This is a genomic window from Curtobacterium poinsettiae, from assembly GCF_047226435.1.
Lineage (GTDB): Bacteria > Actinomycetota > Actinomycetes > Actinomycetales > Microbacteriaceae > Curtobacterium > Curtobacterium poinsettiae.
The window spans coordinates 3,193,444-3,213,108 of the sequence record NZ_CP178434.1; the positions used below are offsets into that span (position 1 = coordinate 3,193,444).

24 protein-coding genes, 1 tRNA gene and 1 riboswitch are annotated in these 19,665 nt (G+C 71.1%); of the genes, 15 read left to right on the forward strand and 10 right to left on the reverse strand.

What is annotated here, in order from left to right; genetic code table 11:
• Positions 1-6: 6 nt before the first annotated feature.
• Together pstA and pstB are read left to right on the forward strand one after the other, a co-directional pair.
• A complete protein-coding gene (gene pstA / locus ACL00U_RS15050; RefSeq protein ID WP_017888093.1) occupies positions 7-1,092 on the forward strand; it encodes a phosphate ABC transporter permease PstA in 1,086 nt (361 codons plus the stop codon).
• Positions 1,093-1,141: 49 nt separating this feature from the next.
• Positions 1,142-1,921 carry a phosphate ABC transporter ATP-binding protein PstB gene (pstB, locus tag ACL00U_RS15055; RefSeq protein ID WP_017888094.1) on the forward strand — a complete coding sequence of 260 codons (780 nt, stop codon included), beginning with the start codon at positions 1,142-1,144 and terminating at the stop codon, positions 1,919-1,921.
• A 275-nt stretch (positions 1,922-2,196) separates the two neighbouring features.
• Here the strand turns inward: pstB and ACL00U_RS15060 are convergent, their stop codons facing one another.
• From ACL00U_RS15060 to ACL00U_RS15070, 3 genes are all read right to left on the reverse strand, one after another.
• Positions 2,197-3,072: an anti-sigma factor gene (locus tag ACL00U_RS15060; protein ID WP_017888095.1), complete on the reverse strand. Its 876-nt coding sequence runs from the start codon at positions 3,070-3,072 to the stop codon at positions 2,197-2,199.
• Complete coding sequence (gene sigK / locus ACL00U_RS15065; protein WP_017888096.1) at positions 3,069-3,668, reverse strand: ECF RNA polymerase sigma factor SigK; 600 nt, start codon at positions 3,666-3,668, stop codon at positions 3,069-3,071. The genes ACL00U_RS15060 and sigK overlap by 4 nt, the downstream gene beginning before the upstream one ends.
• A 526-nt stretch (positions 3,669-4,194) precedes the next feature.
• A complete protein-coding gene (locus ACL00U_RS15070) occupies positions 4,195-4,824 on the reverse strand; it encodes a hypothetical protein (protein ID WP_017888097.1) in 630 nt (209 codons plus the stop codon).
• Positions 4,825-4,951: 127 nt separating this feature from the next.
• Between ACL00U_RS15070 and ACL00U_RS15075 the strand changes: the two genes are divergently transcribed.
• From ACL00U_RS15075 to ACL00U_RS15090, 4 genes are all read left to right on the forward strand, one after another.
• On the forward strand, positions 4,952-5,113 hold the full coding sequence (locus ACL00U_RS15075; protein ID WP_017888098.1) for a hypothetical protein: 162 nt from the start codon (positions 4,952-4,954) through the stop codon (positions 5,111-5,113).
• Positions 5,114-5,166: 53 nt separating this feature from the next.
• Positions 5,167-5,242: transfer RNA gene (locus tag ACL00U_RS15080), tRNA-Lys, on the forward strand.
• Positions 5,243-5,340: 98 nt separating this feature from the next.
• On the forward strand, positions 5,341-6,177 hold the full coding sequence (locus ACL00U_RS15085; protein ID WP_412873572.1) for an SGNH/GDSL hydrolase family protein: 837 nt from the start codon (positions 5,341-5,343) through the stop codon (positions 6,175-6,177).
• Between the two features lie 176 nt (positions 6,178-6,353).
• Positions 6,354-6,674, forward strand: a complete 321-nt coding sequence (locus ACL00U_RS15090) for a hypothetical protein (protein ID WP_027466636.1) — start codon at positions 6,354-6,356, stop codon at positions 6,672-6,674.
• Positions 6,675-6,762: 88 nt separating this feature from the next.
• Here the strand turns inward: ACL00U_RS15090 and ACL00U_RS15095 are convergent, their stop codons facing one another.
• Both ACL00U_RS15095 and ACL00U_RS15100 read right to left on the reverse strand, forming a co-directional pair.
• On the reverse strand, positions 6,763-7,695 hold the full coding sequence (locus tag ACL00U_RS15095; RefSeq protein ID WP_412873573.1) for an aldose 1-epimerase family protein: 933 nt from the start codon (positions 7,693-7,695) through the stop codon (positions 6,763-6,765).
• Positions 7,692-8,546, reverse strand: a complete 855-nt coding sequence (locus tag ACL00U_RS15100; protein WP_110863128.1) for a DeoR/GlpR family DNA-binding transcription regulator — start codon at positions 8,544-8,546, stop codon at positions 7,692-7,694. The genes ACL00U_RS15095 and ACL00U_RS15100 overlap by 4 nt, the downstream gene beginning before the upstream one ends.
• A gap of 64 nt (positions 8,547-8,610) precedes the next feature.
• Between ACL00U_RS15100 and galT the strand changes: the two genes are divergently transcribed.
• Together galT and galK are read left to right on the forward strand one after the other, a co-directional pair.
• Positions 8,611-9,708, forward strand: a complete 1,098-nt coding sequence (gene galT, locus ACL00U_RS15105) for a galactose-1-phosphate uridylyltransferase (protein ID WP_140448512.1) — start codon at positions 8,611-8,613, stop codon at positions 9,706-9,708.
• Complete coding sequence (gene galK / locus ACL00U_RS15110) at positions 9,705-10,844, forward strand: galactokinase (RefSeq protein WP_042539255.1); 1,140 nt, start codon at positions 9,705-9,707, stop codon at positions 10,842-10,844. The genes galT and galK overlap by 4 nt, the downstream gene beginning before the upstream one ends.
• A gap of 172 nt (positions 10,845-11,016) precedes the next feature.
• On the opposite strand, the gene ACL00U_RS15115 is transcribed toward galK, so the two are convergent.
• The 3 genes from ACL00U_RS15115 to glyA form a co-directional block, all read right to left on the reverse strand.
• A complete protein-coding gene (locus ACL00U_RS15115; protein WP_214518630.1) occupies positions 11,017-11,466 on the reverse strand; it encodes a hypothetical protein in 450 nt (149 codons plus the stop codon).
• Between the two features lie 120 nt (positions 11,467-11,586).
• A complete protein-coding gene (locus ACL00U_RS15120; RefSeq protein WP_412873574.1) occupies positions 11,587-12,510 on the reverse strand; it encodes a tetrahydrofolate dehydrogenase/cyclohydrolase catalytic domain-containing protein in 924 nt (307 codons plus the stop codon).
• Positions 12,507-13,784 carry a serine hydroxymethyltransferase gene (gene glyA, locus ACL00U_RS15125; RefSeq protein WP_056071863.1) on the reverse strand — a complete coding sequence of 426 codons (1,278 nt, stop codon included), beginning with the start codon at positions 13,782-13,784 and terminating at the stop codon, positions 12,507-12,509. The genes ACL00U_RS15120 and glyA overlap by 4 nt, the downstream gene beginning before the upstream one ends.
• Before the next feature lie 96 nt (positions 13,785-13,880).
• A riboswitch (ZMP/ZTP riboswitch) is annotated at positions 13,881-13,965 on the reverse strand.
• 38 nt (positions 13,966-14,003) lie between these two features.
• Between glyA and clpS the strand changes: the two genes are divergently transcribed.
• Together clpS and ACL00U_RS15135 are read left to right on the forward strand one after the other, a co-directional pair.
• Positions 14,004-14,309 (forward strand): ATP-dependent Clp protease adapter ClpS, encoded by a 306-nt coding sequence (gene clpS, locus ACL00U_RS15130; protein ID WP_042539252.1) that lies wholly within the window; start codon positions 14,004-14,006, stop codon positions 14,307-14,309.
• Entirely contained in the window at positions 14,306-14,779 is a 474-nt protein-coding gene (locus ACL00U_RS15135) for a DUF2017 family protein (RefSeq protein ID WP_017888109.1), read from the forward strand. Before clpS ends, ACL00U_RS15135 begins: the two co-directional genes overlap by 4 nt.
• 43 nt (positions 14,780-14,822) lie before the next feature.
• Here ACL00U_RS15135 and ACL00U_RS15140 read toward each other — a convergent pair whose 3' ends face one another.
• On the reverse strand, positions 14,823-15,695 hold the full coding sequence (locus ACL00U_RS15140) for an NAD(P)H-binding protein (RefSeq protein WP_052481810.1): 873 nt from the start codon (positions 15,693-15,695) through the stop codon (positions 14,823-14,825).
• A 75-nt stretch (positions 15,696-15,770) separates the two neighbouring features.
• Between ACL00U_RS15140 and ACL00U_RS15145 the strand changes: the two genes are divergently transcribed.
• The 5 genes from ACL00U_RS15145 to nagA all read left to right on the forward strand — a co-directional run bounded on the left by ACL00U_RS15145 (position 15,771) and on the right by nagA (position 19,107).
• Positions 15,771-16,226, forward strand: coding sequence for a MarR family winged helix-turn-helix transcriptional regulator (locus ACL00U_RS15145; RefSeq protein ID WP_412873575.1), 456 nt, complete (start codon positions 15,771-15,773; stop codon positions 16,224-16,226).
• A 137-nt stretch (positions 16,227-16,363) separates the two neighbouring features.
• A complete protein-coding gene (locus ACL00U_RS15150) occupies positions 16,364-16,576 on the forward strand; it encodes a hypothetical protein (protein ID WP_194590026.1) in 213 nt (70 codons plus the stop codon).
• Between the two features lie 91 nt (positions 16,577-16,667).
• Positions 16,668-17,528: a formyltetrahydrofolate deformylase gene (gene purU, locus ACL00U_RS15155; RefSeq protein ID WP_031260247.1), complete on the forward strand. Its 861-nt coding sequence runs from the start codon at positions 16,668-16,670 to the stop codon at positions 17,526-17,528.
• 8 nt (positions 17,529-17,536) lie between these two features.
• Entirely contained in the window at positions 17,537-17,944 is a 408-nt protein-coding gene (locus ACL00U_RS15160; RefSeq protein ID WP_052481808.1) for a YrdB family protein, read from the forward strand.
• Positions 17,941-19,107, forward strand: a complete 1,167-nt coding sequence (gene nagA, locus ACL00U_RS15165; protein ID WP_042539248.1) for an N-acetylglucosamine-6-phosphate deacetylase — start codon at positions 17,941-17,943, stop codon at positions 19,105-19,107. Before ACL00U_RS15160 ends, nagA begins: the two co-directional genes overlap by 4 nt.
• Before the next feature lie 25 nt (positions 19,108-19,132).
• Here nagA and ACL00U_RS15170 read toward each other — a convergent pair whose 3' ends face one another.
• Positions 19,133-19,660 (reverse strand): hypothetical protein, encoded by a 528-nt coding sequence (locus ACL00U_RS15170; protein WP_412873576.1) that lies wholly within the window; start codon positions 19,658-19,660, stop codon positions 19,133-19,135.
• Between the last annotated feature and the right edge of the window lie 5 nt (positions 19,661-19,665).

Below are 19,665 nucleotides of genomic sequence, written 5' to 3' on the forward strand. Positions count from 1 at the left end.
CACCCGATGTCCCTCGCGCTCCGTCAGACCGGCACCGCCGGCAACGTCTACGCCAACGGCAAGCTGCACGCGTCCGTCCCGTGGCTGCTGCTGGTCGGCAGCTGGGTCGCCCTCGTCCTGGTCTTCGCCCTGCTCAACGCCGGTGGCGCCGTCAAGGACTTCAACGTCGTCGCCGCGATCTTCCTCGGCACGGTCCTGTTCGACGTGCTCATCGTCGTCGTCTCGCGCATCGTCGAGGGCGGTCGCAAGGCCGTCGACCGCCTGGTCACCTCGCTCGTCATCACGGCGTTCGTCATCGCGGTCCTGCCGCTGGTGTCGCTGCTCTGGACGGTCATCGCCAAGGGCGTCGCCCGCCTCGACGCGAACTTCTTCTCGTACTCGATGCGCGGGGTCATCTCCGAGGGCGGCGGCGCGGTCCACGCGCTCATCGGCACCCTCGAGATCACCCTGTTCGCGGCGCTCATCTCGGTGCCGATCGGTCTGCTCACCTCGATCTACCTGGTCGAGTACGGTCGTGGCGCGCTGGCGAAGGGCATCACGTTCTTCGTCGACGTCATGACGGGCATCCCGTCGATCGTCGCCGGGCTGTTCGCCTACGCGCTCTTCGCGCTGTTCCTCGGCCCGGGTGCCCGCTTCGGTCTGGTCGGCTCCGTCGCCCTGTCGGTGCTGATGATCCCGATCGTCGTGCGCTCCACCGAAGAGGTGCTGAAGATCGTCCCGATGGAACTCCGCGAGGCCTCGTACGCCCTCGGTGTCCCGAAGTACCTGACGATCCTCAAGGTGGTGCTGCCCACGAGCCTCGCGGGCATCATGACCGGCATCATGCTCTCGATCGCCCGCGTCATCGGTGAGACCGCCCCGCTGCTCGTCACGGCCGGCTTCACCGCGAGCATGAACTACAACCTGTTCCGCGACCCGATGATGACCCTGCCGGTGTACGCCTACACGCAGTACTCGCAGCAGGGCGCCAACCCGGTGCCGTTCGTCGACCGGGCGTGGACCGCGGCCCTGGTGCTCATCCTGATCGTGATGCTGCTCAACCTGCTTGCCCGGATCATCACCCGCCTCTTCGCCCCCAAGCTCAGCCGCTGACCGTCCGCCCCCGCGGATCCAGCGTCACCACCCACCCAGAAGGATCAACGTGTCCAAGCGCATCGAGGTCGACGGCCTCAACGTCTACTACTCGAAGTTCAAGGCGGTCGAGGGTGTCGACATCACCATCGAGCCCCGCACCGTCACGGCCTTCATCGGCCCGTCGGGCTGCGGCAAGTCCACCTTCCTCCGCACCCTGAACCGCATGCACGAGGTCATCCCCGGCGCATGGGTCGAGGGATCGGTCAAGATCGACGGCGACGACCTCTACGGCCCCGGCGTCGACCCCGTGCTCGTCCGCCGTCAGGTCGGCATGGTCTTCCAGCGACCGAACCCGTTCCCGACGATGTCGATCCGCGACAACGTGCTCGCGGGCGTCAAGCTCAACAACAAGCGCGTCTCCCGTTCCGAGGCCGACGACATCGTCGAGCGCTCGCTGCAGGGTGCGAACCTGTGGAACGAGGTCAAGGACCGCCTCGACAAGCCCGGCATGGGCCTGTCCGGTGGCCAGCAGCAGCGGCTCTGCATCGCCCGCGCGATCGCGGTCGAGCCGGACGTGCTGCTGATGGACGAGCCCTGCTCGGCCCTCGACCCGATCTCGACCCTGGCCATCGAGGACCTGATCGAGGAGCTCAAGAAGGAGTTCACGATCGTGATCGTGACCCACAACATGCAGCAGGCGTCGCGCGTCAGCGACAAGACGGCGTTCTTCAACATCGCCGGCACCGGCGCTCCGGGCAAGCTCATCGAGTTCGACGACACCGCGACGATGTTCTCGAACCCGTCCGTGCAGGCCACCGAGGACTACGTCTCGGGCCGCTTCGGTTGATCGGCATCCGTCCGTCGCGCTGACGGACGGCCTGGAGGCCCGGTGCACGTCCGTCACGGACGCGCACCGGGCCTTCGTGGTTGCGCCGGGTGCCGCGGCGGCCCGCCGGACATGCGCATGTTCCGACGATCCACGCGTCGATCGACTCGTGGATCGTCGTTCGATGCGCACGCAGACGTTGCGTGCGCATGTTCCGACAGTCCACGCGTCGATCGACTCGTGGAACGACGAAAGGTGCCCGCGCATCGACTGCACGGGCACCTTCCGGAGTACCGTCAGGCCGTGGTGGTGGGGACAGCCATGATCGGCGACGAGGTCGGCTGCTTCGAACCACCAGCGGGCTCGACCGTCATGCCGATCGTCGCACCCTCGGACATCGCACCCTTCAGCACAGCGGAGTGCACACCGTCCGCCGCGCCGTCGACCAGGCCGGCCGACTTGATGGCACCGCCCTGCTCCTCGGAGCCGATGTACCAGAGCTCGTACGTCTTGCCCTTCGGCGCCTGCTCGACGCCGTCCAGGATCACCGCGGACTTGCCGAGGTCGTTCGACCACACGACCGTCGCCGAACCGCCGCCCGCGACCTTGGTCGTGGTGCGCTGGAAGTCCGACGCGGCGTAGATGCGGTCAAGGCCGCTCGAGGCCTGCGTGGTGCCCGGTCCGGAGCCGTTCGGGTCGAAGACCGATCCGACGCCGAGTCCCCCGAAGAAGACCGCGGCGACGGCAGCAGCGGCCGTCAGCATCACCGCCGGACGCTGGAACCAGCGGCGGCGAGCCTCGGACGACGCCCGGCCACCGGCGGTGGGGCCGTCGGCGATCGAGGTGACGGGCACGGCGGGCGCAGGGCGGGCCTCCTGGGCGGGGGTGGTCTCGGCGACCGGGGTCTGGTCGACCGTCGTGTCGGCGAGGGGTGCGGCCTGCGGGGTCGTGGCGATCCGGGCCAGCAGCGACGCCTTCAGCGACGCGGGGGGCTCGATCGGTGCGACGGCGTAGGCGAGCTGCAGCGCGGTCTCGCGCAGCGAGTCGTTCTCGGCCTGCAGCTCGGGGGACGTCCGGAGGGCGTCCTCGAGGAGCGCGCGCTCGTCATCGGACAGCGCGTCGAGTGCGTGGGACCCCGTCATCAGTGCGGGGTCGTCGTGGCGTTCGGTCATGAGGTCACCCCCATCTCGTCTCGGAGTCGGATCATCCCGTCACGGAGACGGGTCTTGACGGTGCCGATGGGGACACCGAGGTGTTCGGCCATCTCGCTGTGCGAGTAGCCGCCGTAGTACGCGAGTTGCACAGCCTGCCGCTGGAACTCCGTGAGCTTCGCCAGCGCTCGGCCGACGCGCTCGTGCTCGATGCGGATCTCGACGGACTCGGAGACCTGGTCGAAACCGGCCTCGAGGTCGCGGATGCCGATCTTGGTGTCGCGGTCGTGCGAGGACTGCGAGGCGCGGACCCGGTCGACCGCGCGGCGGTGGGCCATGGTGAGGACCCAGCTGGCGGCCGTTCCGCGCGTCCGGTCGAAGCGGGTGGCCTGCTGCCAGACTTCCAGGAAGACCTCCTGCGTGACCTCTTCCGACTGCGCGCGGTCCCGGAGGAGCCGCGTGATCAGACCGAGGACCCGGCCGGACAGTGCGTCGTAGAGGTCCGCGAAGGCGGCTTGGTCACCGGAGGCGACCCGGGCGAGGAGGTCGTCCGGCGATGCCTGAGCTGGCTCTGACGAGCTCCAGCGTTCGGTGTCGCTATCCACGAGGGCAAGCATTGCAGGTTTCCCTCCTCTCGGTTGCTTTCGTTGACCAGGCGGGTAGCACGAAGCCCCCGCATGGGCGGTCGAGACGAGGGGCCGGCGTGACCCACAGGGAATTGACCGGCGGTGCCGGTCCGGGTCACACCGGGCCTCTCGCTTCGTGACGGGCATTCCGTCCGCCACGATGATGATTCGGCGCGGTCCCCGCTGTGGATTGGGCGGGGATCGGGATTTCTCGGCGGCGCGGGCGCGGCGGGCTCCCCGCGGGCGGTGCGCTGGCACGCCCGGGGCCGGTTCTGTCCACCATGAGTGAACAGGGTCGAGTGATCAGCCGACGTCTCGTAGACTGGTGATCGCCGGGCCGCAGCAAGCCCCGGGCTCCAAAATTCGCCGCTTCGAGCGGCCTCGCGCCGAGAGGCGCTTTCTGCGGCTCGGCTTCTCCATGCCCGGATGCGTCGCGCGCTCGCGCGGCCGTGCGCGTCGTCGCGAAACTCCGCGCCCCTGGCCTGGAGGCTGGGTGCGGGTCCGCCCCGCCGCCCGCTCAGTCCAGGCTGTCGCGACGCCAGAGCGCCGCCGCCTCGGTCAGGTCGGCCGCCAGCTCCGTCAGGCGGAGCGCCCGCGTCGTCAGCTCGCCCGCCCGCTCGGACGCGACCAGGTCGGACTCGTCCGCCACGGCGGTCGCACCGGCGGCGGTCAGGCGGCAGAACGATGCCCCGCGGTCCAGCGCCACCGCGAGGTCGCCCGTGTACAGGCCGTGCAGGATGCGGTCGGCGAGCGTCAGGATCTCGGCCGGGCCGGTCGGTTCCTCAGCACCCGCGACCGCCTGGTCGATCGTGCCGATCTGCGCCGTGCCCCGTTCGAACAGGTACGCGATCTCCTCCGGGTTCTGCCGGATGACGATGCGCACCAGGTAGACCCGCCAGAGCGCCCCCGGCAGGGTGTGCGCCCCCACCCGCGCCCACAGCTCCGCGATGGCGTCGATGCCGTGCACGTCGGTGTAGGTGACGAGCCGCTCGACCACGGCGGGGTCCGGGTCCTCACGCACACGGTGCAGCAGGGCGTTCGCGGTCTCGTGCGCGACACGGTTCACCAGCGCCGGGTCCTCACCGCCCTGGATGGCGGCGAACTCGGCGTCGGTGAAGTGGACAGGACGGTGGTGATCGCGAGGCACCGCAGCAGTGTAGGCGCGGCCGGTGACACGCCCGCGGCCCGTTCGCCGAGAACGCAACGACTGCGCCGCGCGTACCGTGTTGCGGCAGGGAGGCGCTCCTCCCTGCACGTGAAGGAGAGGATCTTCCATGAACGCCCTGCTCATCATCCTGGCTGTGATCGCAGTCATCCTGCTGTTCGTCGGCGGGTTCGCCGCGAGCCTGAAGTTCCTGCTCTACGTCGGCATCGTGCTGCTGATCATCGCGGTCATCGCGTGGCTGCTGCGAACGCTCACCGGACGCCGGGGCTGACCCGCTCGCACGGTTCTGTCCCAGAGGCCCTCACCCGCTAGCCTTGCGGGTGAGGGCCTCTAGCTCAGTTGGTAGAGCACCGGACTTTTAATCCGAGGGTCGTGGGTTCGAGCCCCACGGGGCCCACCACCTTCCTGAACGCCGGCTTTTCATCCGAGGGTCGTGGGTTCGAGCCCCACGGGGCCCACCACCAGTCTTCCCTGTTGCTCTTGTCTACAATCGGTCCGATGGGCCGAGGATCGCAGCGCGAACGGCCGGGCACCCCCACCGACCCGGCGACGATGCCGCGACGCCGCCGCAGACTCGTCCCCGCACTCGCCCTCGGCGCCATGGCACTCGGGGTCTCCGGACTCCTGCTGATCCTGCCGAGCGTGTCGAGTGCCTGCCAGCCCGTCTCCTCGTCGACCTCGGCCTCGGCCGTCGCGGCCCCCGGGGTCTCGGCCGAGCGGATCGCGGCGGCGATCGAGCCCGGATCGCGTGTCCTCATCGTCGGCGACTCGTACACGTCCGGTCGTGGGTCGACCAGCGGGATCCACGGCTGGGCCCAGGACATCAGCGAGGACCGCGAGTGGAAGGCCAAGATCGACGACTACCCGGGCACGGGTTACGTCGACGCTGGCGCCTCCGGTTCGTCGCACTTCACGTTCGGTCCCCGGATCGAACGAGACGCCTCCTTCGACCCGGAACTCGTGATCGTGCAGGGCAGTCAGAACGACTGGCTCGTCGACGCCGACACCCTGCGCGCCGCCGTCGAGCGCACGCTCCGCACGGCGCAGCAGACCTGGCCGGACGCGGTCGTCGTCGCGTTCGGTCCGTCGGCACCCCTGCCGCACGCGAAGACCACGGTCGGTGTCGCCGCCTCGGTCTCGTCGGCTGCAGCCACCGTCGGGGTCCCCTACATCGATGCCCTCGCCGGCCGGTGGTTCACGACCACGAACAGTCCCGGGTACTCGGCGCCCGACGGCGGGCACCCGAACGATGCCGGCCACCAGTACCTGGCTGACCGCGTCAGCGAGGCGCTGGACGCCCTCGCCACCCCCGCCGACAGTGCCCGGTGCGCCTGACGGGTGCCGTCCGCTCCTGAACGGGGTACAACCCATCCCCAGCGAGCTCATGGGAGATCCCCTGCACAGCACAGTCGGTGCCCAGCGGACTGTTGGGCTCCCGCAGATAGTGTCGTTCCCGGATCCGATCACCGGATCCTGCAGCACCGCACCACCACGAACGAACGGGGTACACCGTGATCGAGCCCATCGAAGCCACGCAGACCAGCACCACCGGTGACGCGCGCCGCATCGTCGAGCTCGCAGCAGCGACCAACACGACGATGAGCAACGAGCTCCTGCTCGACACGCTCCGCCGCAACGCCCAGGTCACGACCCGCCACATCCGCAAGGACTTCATCGAGGTCGCGACCGCCACCGCCGTGCTCGGTTACGTCTGCCGCCAGCGCAAGGACTTCATCGCGCTCCGCGGCGACGACCCAGCCTGGGCGCACGAGGTCGGCCGGTACGCCACCGAGTCCCTCGCGGTCGAGGCGCTCCGGATGCGCCGCGGCTGACGCCCGGCTTCCGACGCGAACGCACAAGGCCCCGCCGGACACCCGGCGGGGCCTTCGTCGTGTCAGCGGTGCGAGCCGACCGGAGTCCTCAGGACCAGACGCGGCGGATCCCCCACGAACCGGTCCAGGTCTCGTCGGGCTCGAGCCAGCGCAGGCCCTCGCCGGAGTTCAGGGCGTTCGCGGGCGCCGTCATCGGTTCCACCGCGACGGCCAGGCCCTTCCCGTCGCCGCGCGGGTACTCGCGCGACGTGAAGACCTGCACGTACGGGAACGAGGCGTCCTGCCAGAGCTCCACCCCGTCACCCTCGGGCCCGTGCATCGTCGTGCGGCGGATCCCCTCGGCGTCGGGGGTGACGTCCGTGTACGCGGTGTCGAGGTCCGAGTCCCCGGCCCGCCGCCCCTGACGGAGGTCGTACGGGGTGCCCTCGACCGGCACCGACCCCTTCGGCACCTTCTGCTCGTCGACGGTGAAGGCGGTCGCGGCGTCGAGCGTGACGACCAGGTCGTCGGCGGGGGTGTCACCGGCACGCAGGTACGGGTGCGCGCCGACGGCGAAGGGTGCGCGGACGCCCGAGCGGTTCGTGACCTGGTGCGTGACGCGGATGCCGTCGTCGACGAGCTCGTGCAGCACGCGCGTCTCGAGGGTGAAGGGCCACCCGTGCTGCGGGTGGATCGTCGCTTCTTGCTGGATCGACGTCTCGGTCTGCGAGACCACCCGGTACGGGGCGAACCGGAGCAGTCCGTGCGAGGCGTTGCCGTACTTGGGCTCCGAGACGTCGAGCTGCTGCCGCTTCCCGTCGAGCTCCCACACACCACCGGCCACGCGGTTCGGCCAGGGTGCCAGGACGATGCCGTTCGCCCCCGGCGGCTGCTCGGTCACGGGGAACGGCTCGGTGATGTCGAAGCCGGCGACGCGGAGTTCGCGGATGCCCGCGGCGACCTCGGTGACCACGGCTTCGACGACCCCGTCGGGTCCGGCGTGGTGGAGGCGGTACTGGCCACCCGTGGGTGCTGCGGTCATGGGGTGTTCTTCCTTCCGGCTGGTTCGGTGTGCTGCTCGCCGTCGGCGACGATCACCTGGGCCCCGGCCGCCCGGATCGTGGCGACCGCGGCGGCGTCGGCCTCGGCGGTGACGACGACGTCGATGTCCTCGAGCGCGCGGACGACCCCGATGTGGGCCCGGCCGAACTTCGACCCGTCCGCGACCACGACCGTACGCCGGGCCGTCGCCGCGAGCATCCGCTTGGCCTCGGTCTCGGGCAGGTTCACGTTCGTCAGGCCGTGGTCGACGTCGAGTCCGGTCCCGCCGAGGAACACGAGGTCCGCGGCGATCATCGGCAGGACCGCGCCGTTGAAGGGGGCGACGAGCGAGTGCTGCAGGGGCCGGAGGGTGCCGCCGGTGACGATCACGGTGAAGCGCGGGACAGCTCGCTCGAGCGCGAGCGCCGTGGTGAGGGAGTTCGTGACGACCGTGACGCCGGTGAGCTCGGTGCGCGCCACGAGGGCCTCGGCGACGGCGGCCGGCGTGGTGCCGACGTCGAGGACGACGCACTCCCCCGGGCGGACCAGCGCAGCGGCCGCGCGGCCGATGGCGGCCTTGGCCACCTGGTGCTCGACGGCGGTCTCCTCGAAGGGGCGCTCGGTGGAGCCGGCCCCGAGGCGGACCGCGCCCCCGTGCACCCGGCGGATCCGGGCCTCCTGGTCGAGGACGGCGAGGTCCTGGCGGACGGTCACCTCGCTGGTGCCGAGGGACGCGGCCAACGCGGCCGTCCGGACCATGCCCGGGGCACCGTCGACGATCGCGACGATGCGGTCCTGCCGCAGGGGCGCGGGCAGCGCGCCGGCGAGGAAGGAGAGGTCGGCGTCCGTCATGTGGACAGTTTCGCTTGCTTCCGATGTCCTTCGCAACGCTTCGGATGGGCGCTAGGCTGTTCCGGTGATCACCAAGCGCGTGACGAAGCTCGCGGACGGCCGCGACCTCTTCTACTTCGACGACGCCGACTCGACGCTGCCCGCGGAACGCAGCATCGACGACCGCGTGCTCGACCCGCGGCCCGAGACGGCGCGGATGCGGCAGGACGTCCTGACGGGTGAGTGGGTGTCGATCGCTGCGTCCCGGCAGAACCGTGTGTTCCTGCCGCCGGCCGACCAGGACCCGCTCGCGCCCCAGAGCCCGGCCAACCCGTCCGAGATCCCGAGCCGCTACGACGTCGCGGTGTTCGAGAACCGCTCGCCGTCGTTCGGACCGCTGCTCGAAGCCGACGACGCCCCCGAGTCGCTCGAGTCCCTGAGCGACGTCGGCCTGAACCGCCAGCTCCGCTCGGTCGGCCGGTGCGAGGTCGTGTGCTTCTCCCCCGAGACCTCGGGTTCCTTCGCCTCCATCTCCGAGTCGCGTGCCCGCACCGTCGTCGAAGCCTGGGCCGACCGCACCGCCGCGCTCTCCGCGATGCCGGGCATCCAGCAGGTGTTCCCCTTCGAGAACCGGGGCGAGGCGATCGGCGTCACGCTGCACCACCCGCACGGGCAGATCTACTCGTACCCGTACATCACGCCGCGCACCCAGCGCCTGCTCGCGAGCATCGAGCGGTTCGGGCCGGACCTGTTCGAGCAGCACCTCGCGAACGAGCGGGGTTCCGAGCGGGTCGTCCTCGCCGGCGAGCACTTCACCGCCTTCGTCCCGTTCGCCGCGCGCTGGCCCATCGAGATCCACATGCTGCCGCACCGCCACGTGCCCGACTTCGCCGGCCTGACCGACGCCGAGAAGGACGAGCTGGCGCACATGCACCTCCGGCTCACCCGTGGGCTCGACGCGCTCTACGGCGACCCGACGCCGTACATCGCCGCGTGGCACCAGGCGCCGGTGCACACCGCCCGCGACACCGTGCGGCTGATGCTGCAGATCACCTCGCCGCGACGCGCGGCGGACAAGTTGAAGTTCCTGGCCGGCAGCGAAGCCGCCATGGGCGCCTGGATCGGGGACCTCGTGCCCGAGAAGGCGGCCGAGTTCATCCGACAAGGAGTCGAGCGCGCATGACGTTCCAGCAGGTCTTCGGGTACGAGCCGACGGTGCGGTACTCCGCACCGGGTCGCGTCAACCTGATCGGTGAGCACACCGACTACAACGACGGCTACGTGTTGCCCTTCGCGATCGACCGTCGCACCACCGCGTCCATCGCCCAGCGCGACGACCGGATGATCCGCGTGGCATCGGCCTTCGACGCCGCGAGCGAGCCTGTCGCGCTGTCCCTCGACGACCTGTCGCCCGGGGCCATGGACGGCTGGTCGGCCTACGTCTTCGGGATCGCCTGGGCCCTGCGCGAGCAGGCGGGTGCCGATCTGAGCGACAAGACCGGGTTCGACGTCTTCATCGACTCCGAGGTCCCGGTCGGTGCCGGCCTGTCGTCCAGTGCCGCGATCGAGTGCGGTGTCGCGCTGGCGTTCAACGACCTGTGGGCACTCGGCCTCGACCGGAAGTCCCTGGCGCGCGTCGGGCAGTACTCGGAGAACCACGCTGTGGGCGCCCCCACCGGGATCATGGACCAGTCGGCCTCGCTGCTCGGCGAGCAGGACGCCGTCGTGTTCCTCGACTGCCGCACGCTCGACACCGCCGTCGTCGACCTGGCGCTCGAAGCGAACGGGCTCGAGGTCCTGGTGATCGACACCCGTGTCGAGCACGCCCACGCGACCGGTGGCTACGCCGCTCGTCGGGCCTCGTGCGAGAAGGGTGCCGAGGTGCTCGGCGTCGAGGCACTGCGTGACGTCAGCATCGAGGACCTGCCCCGTGCGCAGGAGCTCCTGGACGACGAGACCTTCCGTCGTGTGCGGCACATCGTGACCGAGGACCAGCGTGTCCTGGACACCGTCCGCACCCTGCGCGAACAGGGCCCCCGGGCGATCGGTCCGCTGCTGGTCGCGTCGCACGAGTCGATGCGCGACGACTTCGAGATCTCCGTTCCGGAGCTCGACCTGGCCGTCGCGACGGCGGTCGAGCACGGCGCCGTCGGCGCCCGCATGACCGGCGGGGGGTTCGGCGGTGCGGCGATCGCGCTCGTCGACCAGGCGTCGCGTGACGCGATCGCCGCAGCGGTCACCGCCGCGTTCGCCGACGCCGGGTACCGCGAGCCGAACGTGTTCACGGTGCGCGCCGCGCAGGGCGCTCGGCGCGACTGACCGCTGCGGCGCAGGCCGTCACCCGCGCGCTCGGCCGCTCGGCGCTCGGCGCTCGACGTTTCGCGCTCAGCGACAGGTCACGCGGCGATCAGCCCGTGAGCTGTCGTTCAGCACGAAAGCACGGCGAGGCCGGACGAGCCGTGCCCGCCGTGCGTTCGACGGCTCGGCCGACTCAGCCGAGGTAGTCCGCGTACCGGACGTGCTCCACGACGTTCCCGAGCACGAACGGGTGCGCCCGACCGTGCTCCACGGCCCACTCCACCCACGCGGACTGCGCCGGCATGAGCAGCCACACCAGCGCGGTGGTCCCGAGCACGGCGGCCAGGGTCAGGCCCATCACGGTGTGCTCGTCGAACCGGGCTGCCCCACGGCGGGCGATCGCGACGACGAACCCGACGACTGCGAACCCCACCGTCGCGAGCGTCCACCCGAACCAGGGACCCGACGTGAACGTGTACTCCTGGCCGGCGTGCACGAAGGTCGTCGCCCAGGTCGACCCCGGAGCCTGGAACAGCACGCAGATCGCCACGATGACGATCAGCCACCGGGCGTCCTTGGTCAGTTGCGACGGCTCGGGCCGGGGTCGCATCACCGGCGCCGTCTGCAGTCGTTCGTCCCCCATGCCGCGACCGTAGCACCGGCGGGGTGCACTTCGTGAGCAGCAATGGTCGGGTGCGATGACGCCACCCGACCATTGCTGCTCACGATCGCGACCGCGCCGAGCCCCGCGCGACCGCGCGTGCTACGACAGCTGGCGCTCGGCGGCCTCGACCACGTTCTTCATCAGCATCGCGCGGGTCATCGGCCCGACGCCGCCGGGAGTCGGCGACAGGAAGCCCGCGACCGATGCGACCGCGGGGTCGACGTCGCCGTGCAGCTTCGCCTTGCCGGTCTCCTCGTTGACCACGCGGGTGATGCCCACGTCGATCACGGCGGCACCGGGCCGCACCCAGTCCGGCTTGACGAGCCCGGCGACCCCGGCAGCGGCGACGATGATGTCGGCGCGACGGCACTCCGCGGCGACGTCGGCGGTCAGCGAGTGCGTCAGGGTCGCGGTGGCCTCGAGTCGCGTGAGCAGCAGGCCGAGCGGCCGTCCGACGGTCAGCCCCTGGCCGATGATCGTCACGTGCGCACCACGGATCGGGATCTCGTACGCGTCGAGCATCGCGACGATGCCCCGCGGGGTGCACGGCAGCGGTGCGTCGATCGTGCCGGCACCACCCGGCACGGCGAGCACCAGCTCGCCGAGGTTCGTCGGGTGCAGGCCGTCGGCGTCCTTCGCCGGGTCCATCAGCTCGAGCATCGGCGTCGGGTCGATGCCCTGCGGCAGCGGGAGCTGCACGATGAAGGCGGTGACGCGGGGGTCGTCGTTCATCTGCAGGATCGCGGCCCGGATGTCCGCGGCGCTCGCGGACGACGGCAGGTCGATGCGGTGCGAGTCGAGGCCGATCGACGCCGAGTCGCGGTGCTTGCCCGCGACGTAGGACATCGAGCCGGGGTTCGCGCCGACCATGATCGTGCCGAGGCCCGGACGGATGCCGTGCTCGTGCAGGCGGTCGATCCGGCCCCGCAGTTCGTCGAGCGTCCGGGCGGCGAGGGCCGTGCCGTCGATGCGGACGGCGCTGCCCTCTCCGGCCCAGAGCGTCCGAGGGATGGTGCCGCTCACGCGTACAGCGGGAACGCGTCGGTCAGGGCCTTCACCCGTGCCGAGAGCGCTGCGACGTCCGGGTTCGGCATGAGGGTCAGCGCGATGATGTCGGCCACCTCGGTGAACTCGGCGTCGCCGAAGCCGCGGGTCGCCAGCGCAGAGGTGCCGATGCGGACACCCGAGGTGACCATCGGCGGGCGCGGGTCGAACGGCACGGAGTTGCGGTTCACGGTGATGCCGACCTCGTGCAGCAGGTCTTCGGCCTGCTTGCCGTCGACCTCGGACGTGCGCAGGTCGACGAGCACCAGGTGCACGTCGGTGCCGCCGGTGAGCACGTCGATGCCCGCGGCCTTGGCGTCGTCCGCGGTCAGGCGGGCGGCGAGGGCCTGGGCGCCGCGGATCGTGCGCTCCTGACGGTCCTTGAACTCGGGGGTGCCGGCGAGCAGGAACGCGGTGGCCTTGGCGGCGATCACGTGCATGAGCGGGCCGCCCTGCTGGCCCGGGAAGACCGCGGAGTTCAGCTTCTTGAACAGGGTCTCGTCGTTCGACAGGATGATGCCCGAGCGGGGGCCCCCCAGGGTCTTGTGGACCGTCGACGAGACGACGTGGGCGTGTGGGACCGGGGACGGGTGCAGCCCGGCGGCGACGAGGCCGGCGAAGTGCGCCATGTCGACCCAGAGCTTCGCGCCGACCTCGTCCGCGATCTCGCGGAACTTCGCGAAGTCGAGCTGGCGCGGGTAGGCGGACCAGCCGGCGATCAGGACCTTCGGCTGGTGCTCGATGGCCTTGGCGCGGATGTCGTCGTAGTCGACCTCGAACGTCTCGGGGTCGACGCCGTACGCCACGGCGTTGTAGATGCGGCCCGAGAAGTTCAGCTTCATGCCGTGGGTCAGGTGACCACCGTGGGCGAGCTCGAGGCCGAGGATGGTGTCGCCCGCCGAGGCGATGGCGTGCAGGACAGCGGCGTTGGCCGTCGCGCCGGAGTGCGGCTGGACGTTGGCGTACTCGGCACCGAACAGCGCCTTGGCACGGTCGATGGCGAGCTGCTCGGCGACGTCGACGTACTCGCAGCCGCCGTAGTAGCGCTTGCCCGGGTAGCCCTCGGCGTACTTGTTGGTGAGCACGGAGCCCTGCGACTCGAGCACGGCACGCGGCACGAAGTTCTCGGACGCGATCATCTCGAGGGTGTCGCGCTGGCGGCCGAGCTCCTGCTGCAGGACGGCGGCGATCTCGGGGTCGACCTCGGTGAGCGGGGCGTTGAACGCGGCGCGGGCGGCGGCCTGCTCGGCCACCTCGGCAGAGTCGGAGACGAACGGGGGCAGATCGGCAATGGACACGGGACTCCTACGGTGTGCGGACGACCAGCTGGTCGCACTCGGACGGTCGGTCGGTGCAGCCCAGGCGTACGGCCGCGCACCGTGTCTATGTCGCTCCCTGATGGTGACCCATCCAACGCCAGTCGCGACGTGACGATCGTACCGAGCGACCCCGCCCTGTGTCACCCTGGATGCATGACGCTGCTCTCGCCCGACGTGGACGAACGGACCACCACGGACGAACGGACCAGTGCACGGGCGGACACCCCGTGGGTCACCGTGGTCTGGGACGACCCGGTCAACCTGATGTCCTACGTCACCTACGTCTTCCAGCAGCACTTCGGGTTCTCGCGCGCGCAGGCCGAGCGGCTCATGCACCAGGTGAACGACGACGGCCGCGCGATCGTGGCAACGGGCCCGCGCGAGTCGATGGAGGCCCACGTCCAGTCGATGCACGGCTACGGCCTGCAGGCGACCGTCGACAAGGCCCCCGAAGCGTGATCCCGTTCGTCCGCCGCGCCGACGGCGTCCACCTCGGCCTGTCCTCCGGCGAGCGCGACCTGCTCGCCTCGCTCACCGAGCAGCTGCGGCAGGTGCTCGGCGGCGACCTGTCCGCCGACCCGATCAGCGAGCGGATGTTCCCGGACGCCTACCCCGGTGACGACGAGGCGAGCGCAGAGTTCCGGAAGTACACGCAGTCCGACCTGCTCACGCAGAAGACGACGAACGCCTCGATCGTGCACGAGTGGCTGACGGGCACCCGCGACGGTTCGCTCGACGCCGAGGACGAGCAGGCGTGGCTCCGCACCCTCACCGACCTGCGGCTGACGATCGCCGACCGGCTGGGCATCGAGGACGCCGACGACGAGGAGCGCTCGGTCGAGGCCGACGCGGGCGTCGGCCTGCGCGACGTCTACGACTGGCTCGGCTTCGTACAGGAACACCTGGTCGTCACGCTCACGTCGCGCTGACGGCCCACGGCCTGGAGGCCCGGATCACCTCCGGCGCGACGGGTCACCCCAGCAGGTCGTCGCGGTGGGCTCGCGCCCAGTCGGCCAGGCTCCGCGGTGCGGTGCCGGTGATGCGCAGGACGTCGGCGCTCATCACGTCGACGCCGTCGAGGCCGCGGCGGACGACCCGGCCGAACTGCTGCCGGAGCCCCTCGGCCTGCCAGGCGGGCACCCCGCTCAGGCGCAGCACAGCGGCGTAGACCCGGCTCGGCAGGTGCAGGGGGCGCACGGGTCGGCCGAGCCCTTCGGCGAGCGCGGCGGCGACACCCCGCGCATCGAGCAGGTCCGGGCCGGTGAGCACCGGTTCGGTGCCGTCGTGGCTGTCCTCGGTCAGCACCCGCGCCGCCGTCCGGGCGATGTCCTCGGTGTCGATCCAGCCGATCACCCCGCGGCCCGTGGTGTGCGGGAACCACCCCCGTCGGATCGCCGGTGCCGAGGGCTGCACGTTCGTCATGAACGACGAGGGGTGCAGGATCGTCCACGCCAACCCGCTCTCGCGTACCAGCCGGTCGGTGTGCCAGGCGGCGCTCGCCCACGACATCGGGGAGTGCTCGGCGGCGTCTCCGCCCGACAGCTGCACGATCCGTCCGACCCCGGCCCGCTGTGCCGCTCGGACCCCGCTGGCGCCCTGCTCCCGCTGCCGCTGGCTGACCGGCGTCACGAGGAAGAAGCGGTCGGCCCCGTCGAGCGCCGCGGTGAGCGCGTCCTCGTCGTCCAGGTCGGCCAGGCGACCGTCGATGCCGCGTGCCCGGAGCGCGTCGACCTGCTCGGGGCGTCGGACCACTGCGCGGACCGTCACCCCTGCCGCCCGCAGCAGCTCCGCGGTCTTGCCCCCGACGTCCCCGGTCACGCCGGTGACCGCCACGATCTCGCCCATGTCTGCTCCTCGTCCCACTGACCCGTTCTGGTATCAGTTTCCTGATACCAGAACGTACGCCGGTACGATCGCCCCGTGCCCCAGGAACTCCCAGCCCCGTGCGACGACGTCGACGGCATCGTGGCGTGGACGGTCATCCGGGCCGCACGGACGCTCTCCCGCCGACTCGCGGCCGAGCTGGCGCCGCTCGGGTTGACGCCCGTCGAGTTCGGCGCGCTCATCCAGCTCGCAGCGGCCGGCGAGCTCAGCCAGGCCGACCTGGCGCGCGCGGTCGGCGTCCGACCGCAGAGCATGACGACGCTCGTCGGGGGGCTCTCGACGCGGGGACTCGTGGAGCGGGGCGCCGCACCGGGCCGGGGACGGGCCTCCCGGATGCGACTGACCGACCAGGGCGAGGCGCTGCTGGCACGCGCCCACCCGATCGTCCGGGCGAGCAACGCGTGGTTCGGCGACGGTGCGGAACCGATCTCGGCGACCCTGCTCCCGTTGCTCGAGCCGGACGCGGGCGACGACGGGTCCGCCGTTCCCTGACCGACATCGGAAGCCTCGCCCGACGCCGAGTGAGCAGAAGACGACGGCTCGCACCCCCGCACCCGACGTCTTCTGCTCACTCGACGACCGCCGGACGTCCTGGAGCCTCGCCGCCCGCGGACCGGTAGCGTCGGGGCATGGCGAAGGGCGGCGGGTTCAGCAGTGACACCACGGCAGGCGCGATCTGGAACGTGGTGATCTGCGGCATCCTCTGCATCGGCATCCCGATCGCGGCGATCGTCAACGCCGACCGGGGTTCCGCGTCCGTCGGCAGCGGCATCGCCGCGACGGTCCTGGCCCTGTGCATGGAGGTCTCCTTCGTCCGCCGCCTGCTCGCGCACCGGCGCTGACGCTTCGTGAGCACGAGTGGTCGAGTCGCCGCGGCGCACTCGACCATTCGTGCTCACGAAGCACCTCCCCCGCGGCCGGTACCCTGATCCGGTGACCGACCCGACCCCCACGCACTGGACCCTGACGCTCGTCTGCGACGACCAGCCCGGGATCGTGCACGCCGTCTCCGGAGCGATCGTCGCCGCCCAGGGCAACATCACCGAGTCGCAGCAGTTCTCCAGCGCCGACACCAACACGTTCTTCATGCGCCTGCAGGTGATGGCGCCGGTCGACCGCGCCGCCTTCGAGGCAGCACTCGCGCCCGTCGCCACCCGCTACGACGCCCGCGTCCAGCTCGACGTCGTCGGTCGTCCGCTGCGCACCCTCGTGCTCGTGTCGAAGGCCGGTCACTGCCTCAACGACCTGCTCTACCGGCAGCGCGGCGGACAGCTGCCGATCGAGGTGCCCCTCGTGCTGTCGAACCACGCGGACCTGTCCGAGCTCGCCGCGTTCTACTCCGTGCCGTTCGAGCACCGTCCGGTCACCGACGCCGAGTCGAAGGAGCAGATGGAGCGGCGCGTGCTGCAGGCGGTGGAGGAGCACGACATCGAGCTCGTCGTCCTCGCCCGCTACATGCAGATCCTGTCGCCCGGACTCTGCGCCGCGCTCGAGGGCCGTGCCGTGAACATCCACCACTCGTTCCTGCCCGGCTTCAAGGGCGCGAACCCGTACCGGCAGGCGCACGCCCGCGGGGTGAAGCTCATCGGCGCGACCGCGCACTTCGTCACGAGCGACCTCGACGAGGGCCCGATCATCGAGCAGAACGTCGTCCGCGTCGACCACACCAAAGAACCGGCCGAGCTGGTGTCCATCGGGCAGGACGAGGAGTCCCGCACGCTCACCCAGGCGGTGCGCTGGATCGCCGAGGACCGCGTCCTGCTCGACGGCGCCCGCACCATCATCTTCAAGTAGGCAGCACCATGACCAACGCCCCGCAGTCCCCCGTCGACTGGGAATCGGTCCCCGACCCGGCAGCCGTCCGGCAGCCGCGACCGCGGTTCGAGGCCTGGAAGGTCCTGCGCATCGCCGTGATGGTGTTCGGGCTGTTGTCCCTGGCCTTCTGGGGCTACTGGTCGTGGCAGCTCCCACTCCCCGGCTACCTGTTCATGGTCGGCGCCCCGCTGTTCGCCGCGGTCGTCTGGTACTTCTTCCGCTCACCGCGCTCTCCGATCGAGACCGACATCGTCGGCAAGACCATCGTCGAGGTCGCCCTGGTCGTCGCCGCAGGCGCGACCTGGATCTCCATCGGCCATCCGGTCGTCGGGATCGTCTTCATCGTGATCGCCGCCCTGAGCGGCGTGATCGCGTTCCGCAAGGAGACCGCATGACCGCCACGGGCCTCCAGACCGGCCGGGAGGCCCAGCGCACGCTGGTCCGCGCGGCCCGCGTCGTCGACGCGGCCGGCACCACGGCCGACGGCTGGGTCCTGGTCGTCGGTGACACGATCCACGCGACCGGCTCCGGCCCCGAGGCCCCCGCGGCCGACCAGGTCGTCGACCTGGGCGACCGGGTCCTGACGCCCGGGTTCGTGGACCTGCACGGGCACGGTGGGGCGACCGAGGCGTACGAGGACGACTCGTTCGACGGCTCGCTCGCGATGCACCGCGCGCACGGCACGACCCGTTCCGTCCTGTCGCTCGTCGCGAACCCGGTCCCCGCGCTCGTGGCGTCGCTGACCCACGTCCGTGCCGTCATGGCTACCGACCCACTCGTGCTCGGCGTGCACCTGGAGGGGCCGTTCCTGTCCCCGCACAACAAGGGCGCCCACAACGAGTCGTTCCTGATCGACCCGACGCCCGCTGCGGTCGACGCGTTGCTCGAAGCGGGCGAGGGCGTCATCCGCCAGGTCACCATCGCGCCCGAGCTGCCGGGCGCGCTCGACGCCGTCCGTCGGTTCGTCGAAGCCGGTGTCACGGTCGCCGTCGGCCACACGGTCGGCACGTACGACCAGGCCCGGGCCGCCTTCGACGCCGGCGCGACGATCCTGACCCACGCGTGCAACGCGATGCCCGGCCTGCACCACCGCGCGCCGGGACCGATCGGCGCTGCCGTGGCGGACGACCGCGTGACGCTCGAACTCATCCTGGACGGCGTGCACGTGCACCCGGTCGTGGCGGACACGCTCTTCCGGGCGACGCCGGGTCGTGTCGCGCTGATCACCGATGCGATGGGTGCTGCCGGCGCCGCGGACGGCTCGTACCGACTCGGGTCGCTCGACGTCACGGTGACCGACGGCGTCGCACACGTCGCGGGGACCGAGACCATCGCGGGATCGACACTGACGCAGGACGTGGCGCTCCGCAACGCGGTCTCGCTCGCCGGGCGGACCCTGCCCGAGGCCGTGGCGGCGCTGACGAGTGTGCCGGCCGGCGCGCTGGGGCTCGGCGACCGCCTGGGTCGGCTGGCGCCGGGGTTCGCCGCGGACCTCGTGGCGCTGTCGTCGGCGCTCGAGGTCGAACGTGTGTGGGGCGGCGGGCGCGAGCTGCGCTGAGGCACGCACCGTTCGCTCGAACCCGTCACGGCAGGTCGGTCGGGCGGGGGTTGAGGGGCTCACCGAACCTCGGGGCCCGGCCCGGGACGCAGTGCCCGTAGATGGTCACGTCCGCGTGGGACTCGTACGCCTGGAACAGGACGGCGAAACCGTCCCCTGCCGTGCCGCCGAGGTACCCCTTCGGGTAGCTGATGACGGTGCGCTCGGGCGTCAGGGTGTCGTCGTGCTCGACGCGGGCGCCGCCGTACCCGATCGCTGCGAGGGCCTTCGCGACCCGCCCGGCGACCTGGTCGGGGGTGCCCGGCAGCGGGAGCCTCCGCGAGGCCGAGTACGAGTACTGGGCGGCTTCCTGGTCTCCCGTGCCGCAGATGAACCAGGCGGGCTCGTCATCGCCCCAACCGTCCTGCCCGACGACCGAGCGCACGGCGGCGAAGATGTCCAGGACGTCCTGGTGCGACTGTTCGACGTTCATCGACGTGTCCTTCTGCATCGGGGAGTACAGGGCGGGGTCGGTGCACCCGGTCAGGAGCACGGCACACACGACGGCGATCACCGCGC

Bases quoted from the DNA above. Each gene is read 5' to 3' on its own strand.
- ACL00U_RS15160 (WP_052481808.1), top strand. From the start codon at position 17,537: ATGACCAACGCCCCGCAGTCCCCCGTCGACTGGGAATCGGTCCCCGAC.
- ACL00U_RS15100 (WP_110863128.1), bottom strand. From the start codon at position 8,546: ATGACGGACGCCGACCTCTCCTTCCTCGCCGGCGCGCTGCCCGCGCCC.
- ACL00U_RS15060 (WP_017888095.1), bottom strand. From the start codon at position 3,072: ATGACCGAACGCCACGACGACCCCGCACTGATGACGGGGTCCCACGCA.
- pstA (WP_017888093.1), top strand. From the start codon at position 7: ATGTCCCTCGCGCTCCGTCAGACCGGCACCGCCGGCAACGTCTACGCC.
- ACL00U_RS15150 (WP_194590026.1), top strand. From the start codon at position 16,364: ATGGCGAAGGGCGGCGGGTTCAGCAGTGACACCACGGCAGGCGCGATC.
- ACL00U_RS15095 (WP_412873573.1), bottom strand. From the start codon at position 7,695: ATGACCGCAGCACCCACGGGTGGCCAGTACCGCCTCCACCACGCCGGA.
- nagA (WP_042539248.1), top strand. From the start codon at position 17,941: ATGACCGCCACGGGCCTCCAGACCGGCCGGGAGGCCCAGCGCACGCTG.
- ACL00U_RS15115 (WP_214518630.1), bottom strand. From the start codon at position 11,466: ATGGGGGACGAACGACTGCAGACGGCGCCGGTGATGCGACCCCGGCCC.
- sigK (WP_017888096.1), bottom strand. From the start codon at position 3,668: ATGCTTGCCCTCGTGGATAGCGACACCGAACGCTGGAGCTCGTCAGAG.
- clpS (WP_042539252.1), top strand. From the start codon at position 14,004: ATGACGCTGCTCTCGCCCGACGTGGACGAACGGACCACCACGGACGAA.
- ACL00U_RS15140 (WP_052481810.1), bottom strand. From the start codon at position 15,695: ATGGGCGAGATCGTGGCGGTCACCGGCGTGACCGGGGACGTCGGGGGC.
- galK (WP_042539255.1), top strand. From the start codon at position 9,705: ATGACGTTCCAGCAGGTCTTCGGGTACGAGCCGACGGTGCGGTACTCC.
- ACL00U_RS15075 (WP_017888098.1), top strand. From the start codon at position 4,952: ATGAACGCCCTGCTCATCATCCTGGCTGTGATCGCAGTCATCCTGCTG.
- ACL00U_RS15085 (WP_412873572.1), top strand. From the start codon at position 5,341: ATGGGCCGAGGATCGCAGCGCGAACGGCCGGGCACCCCCACCGACCCG.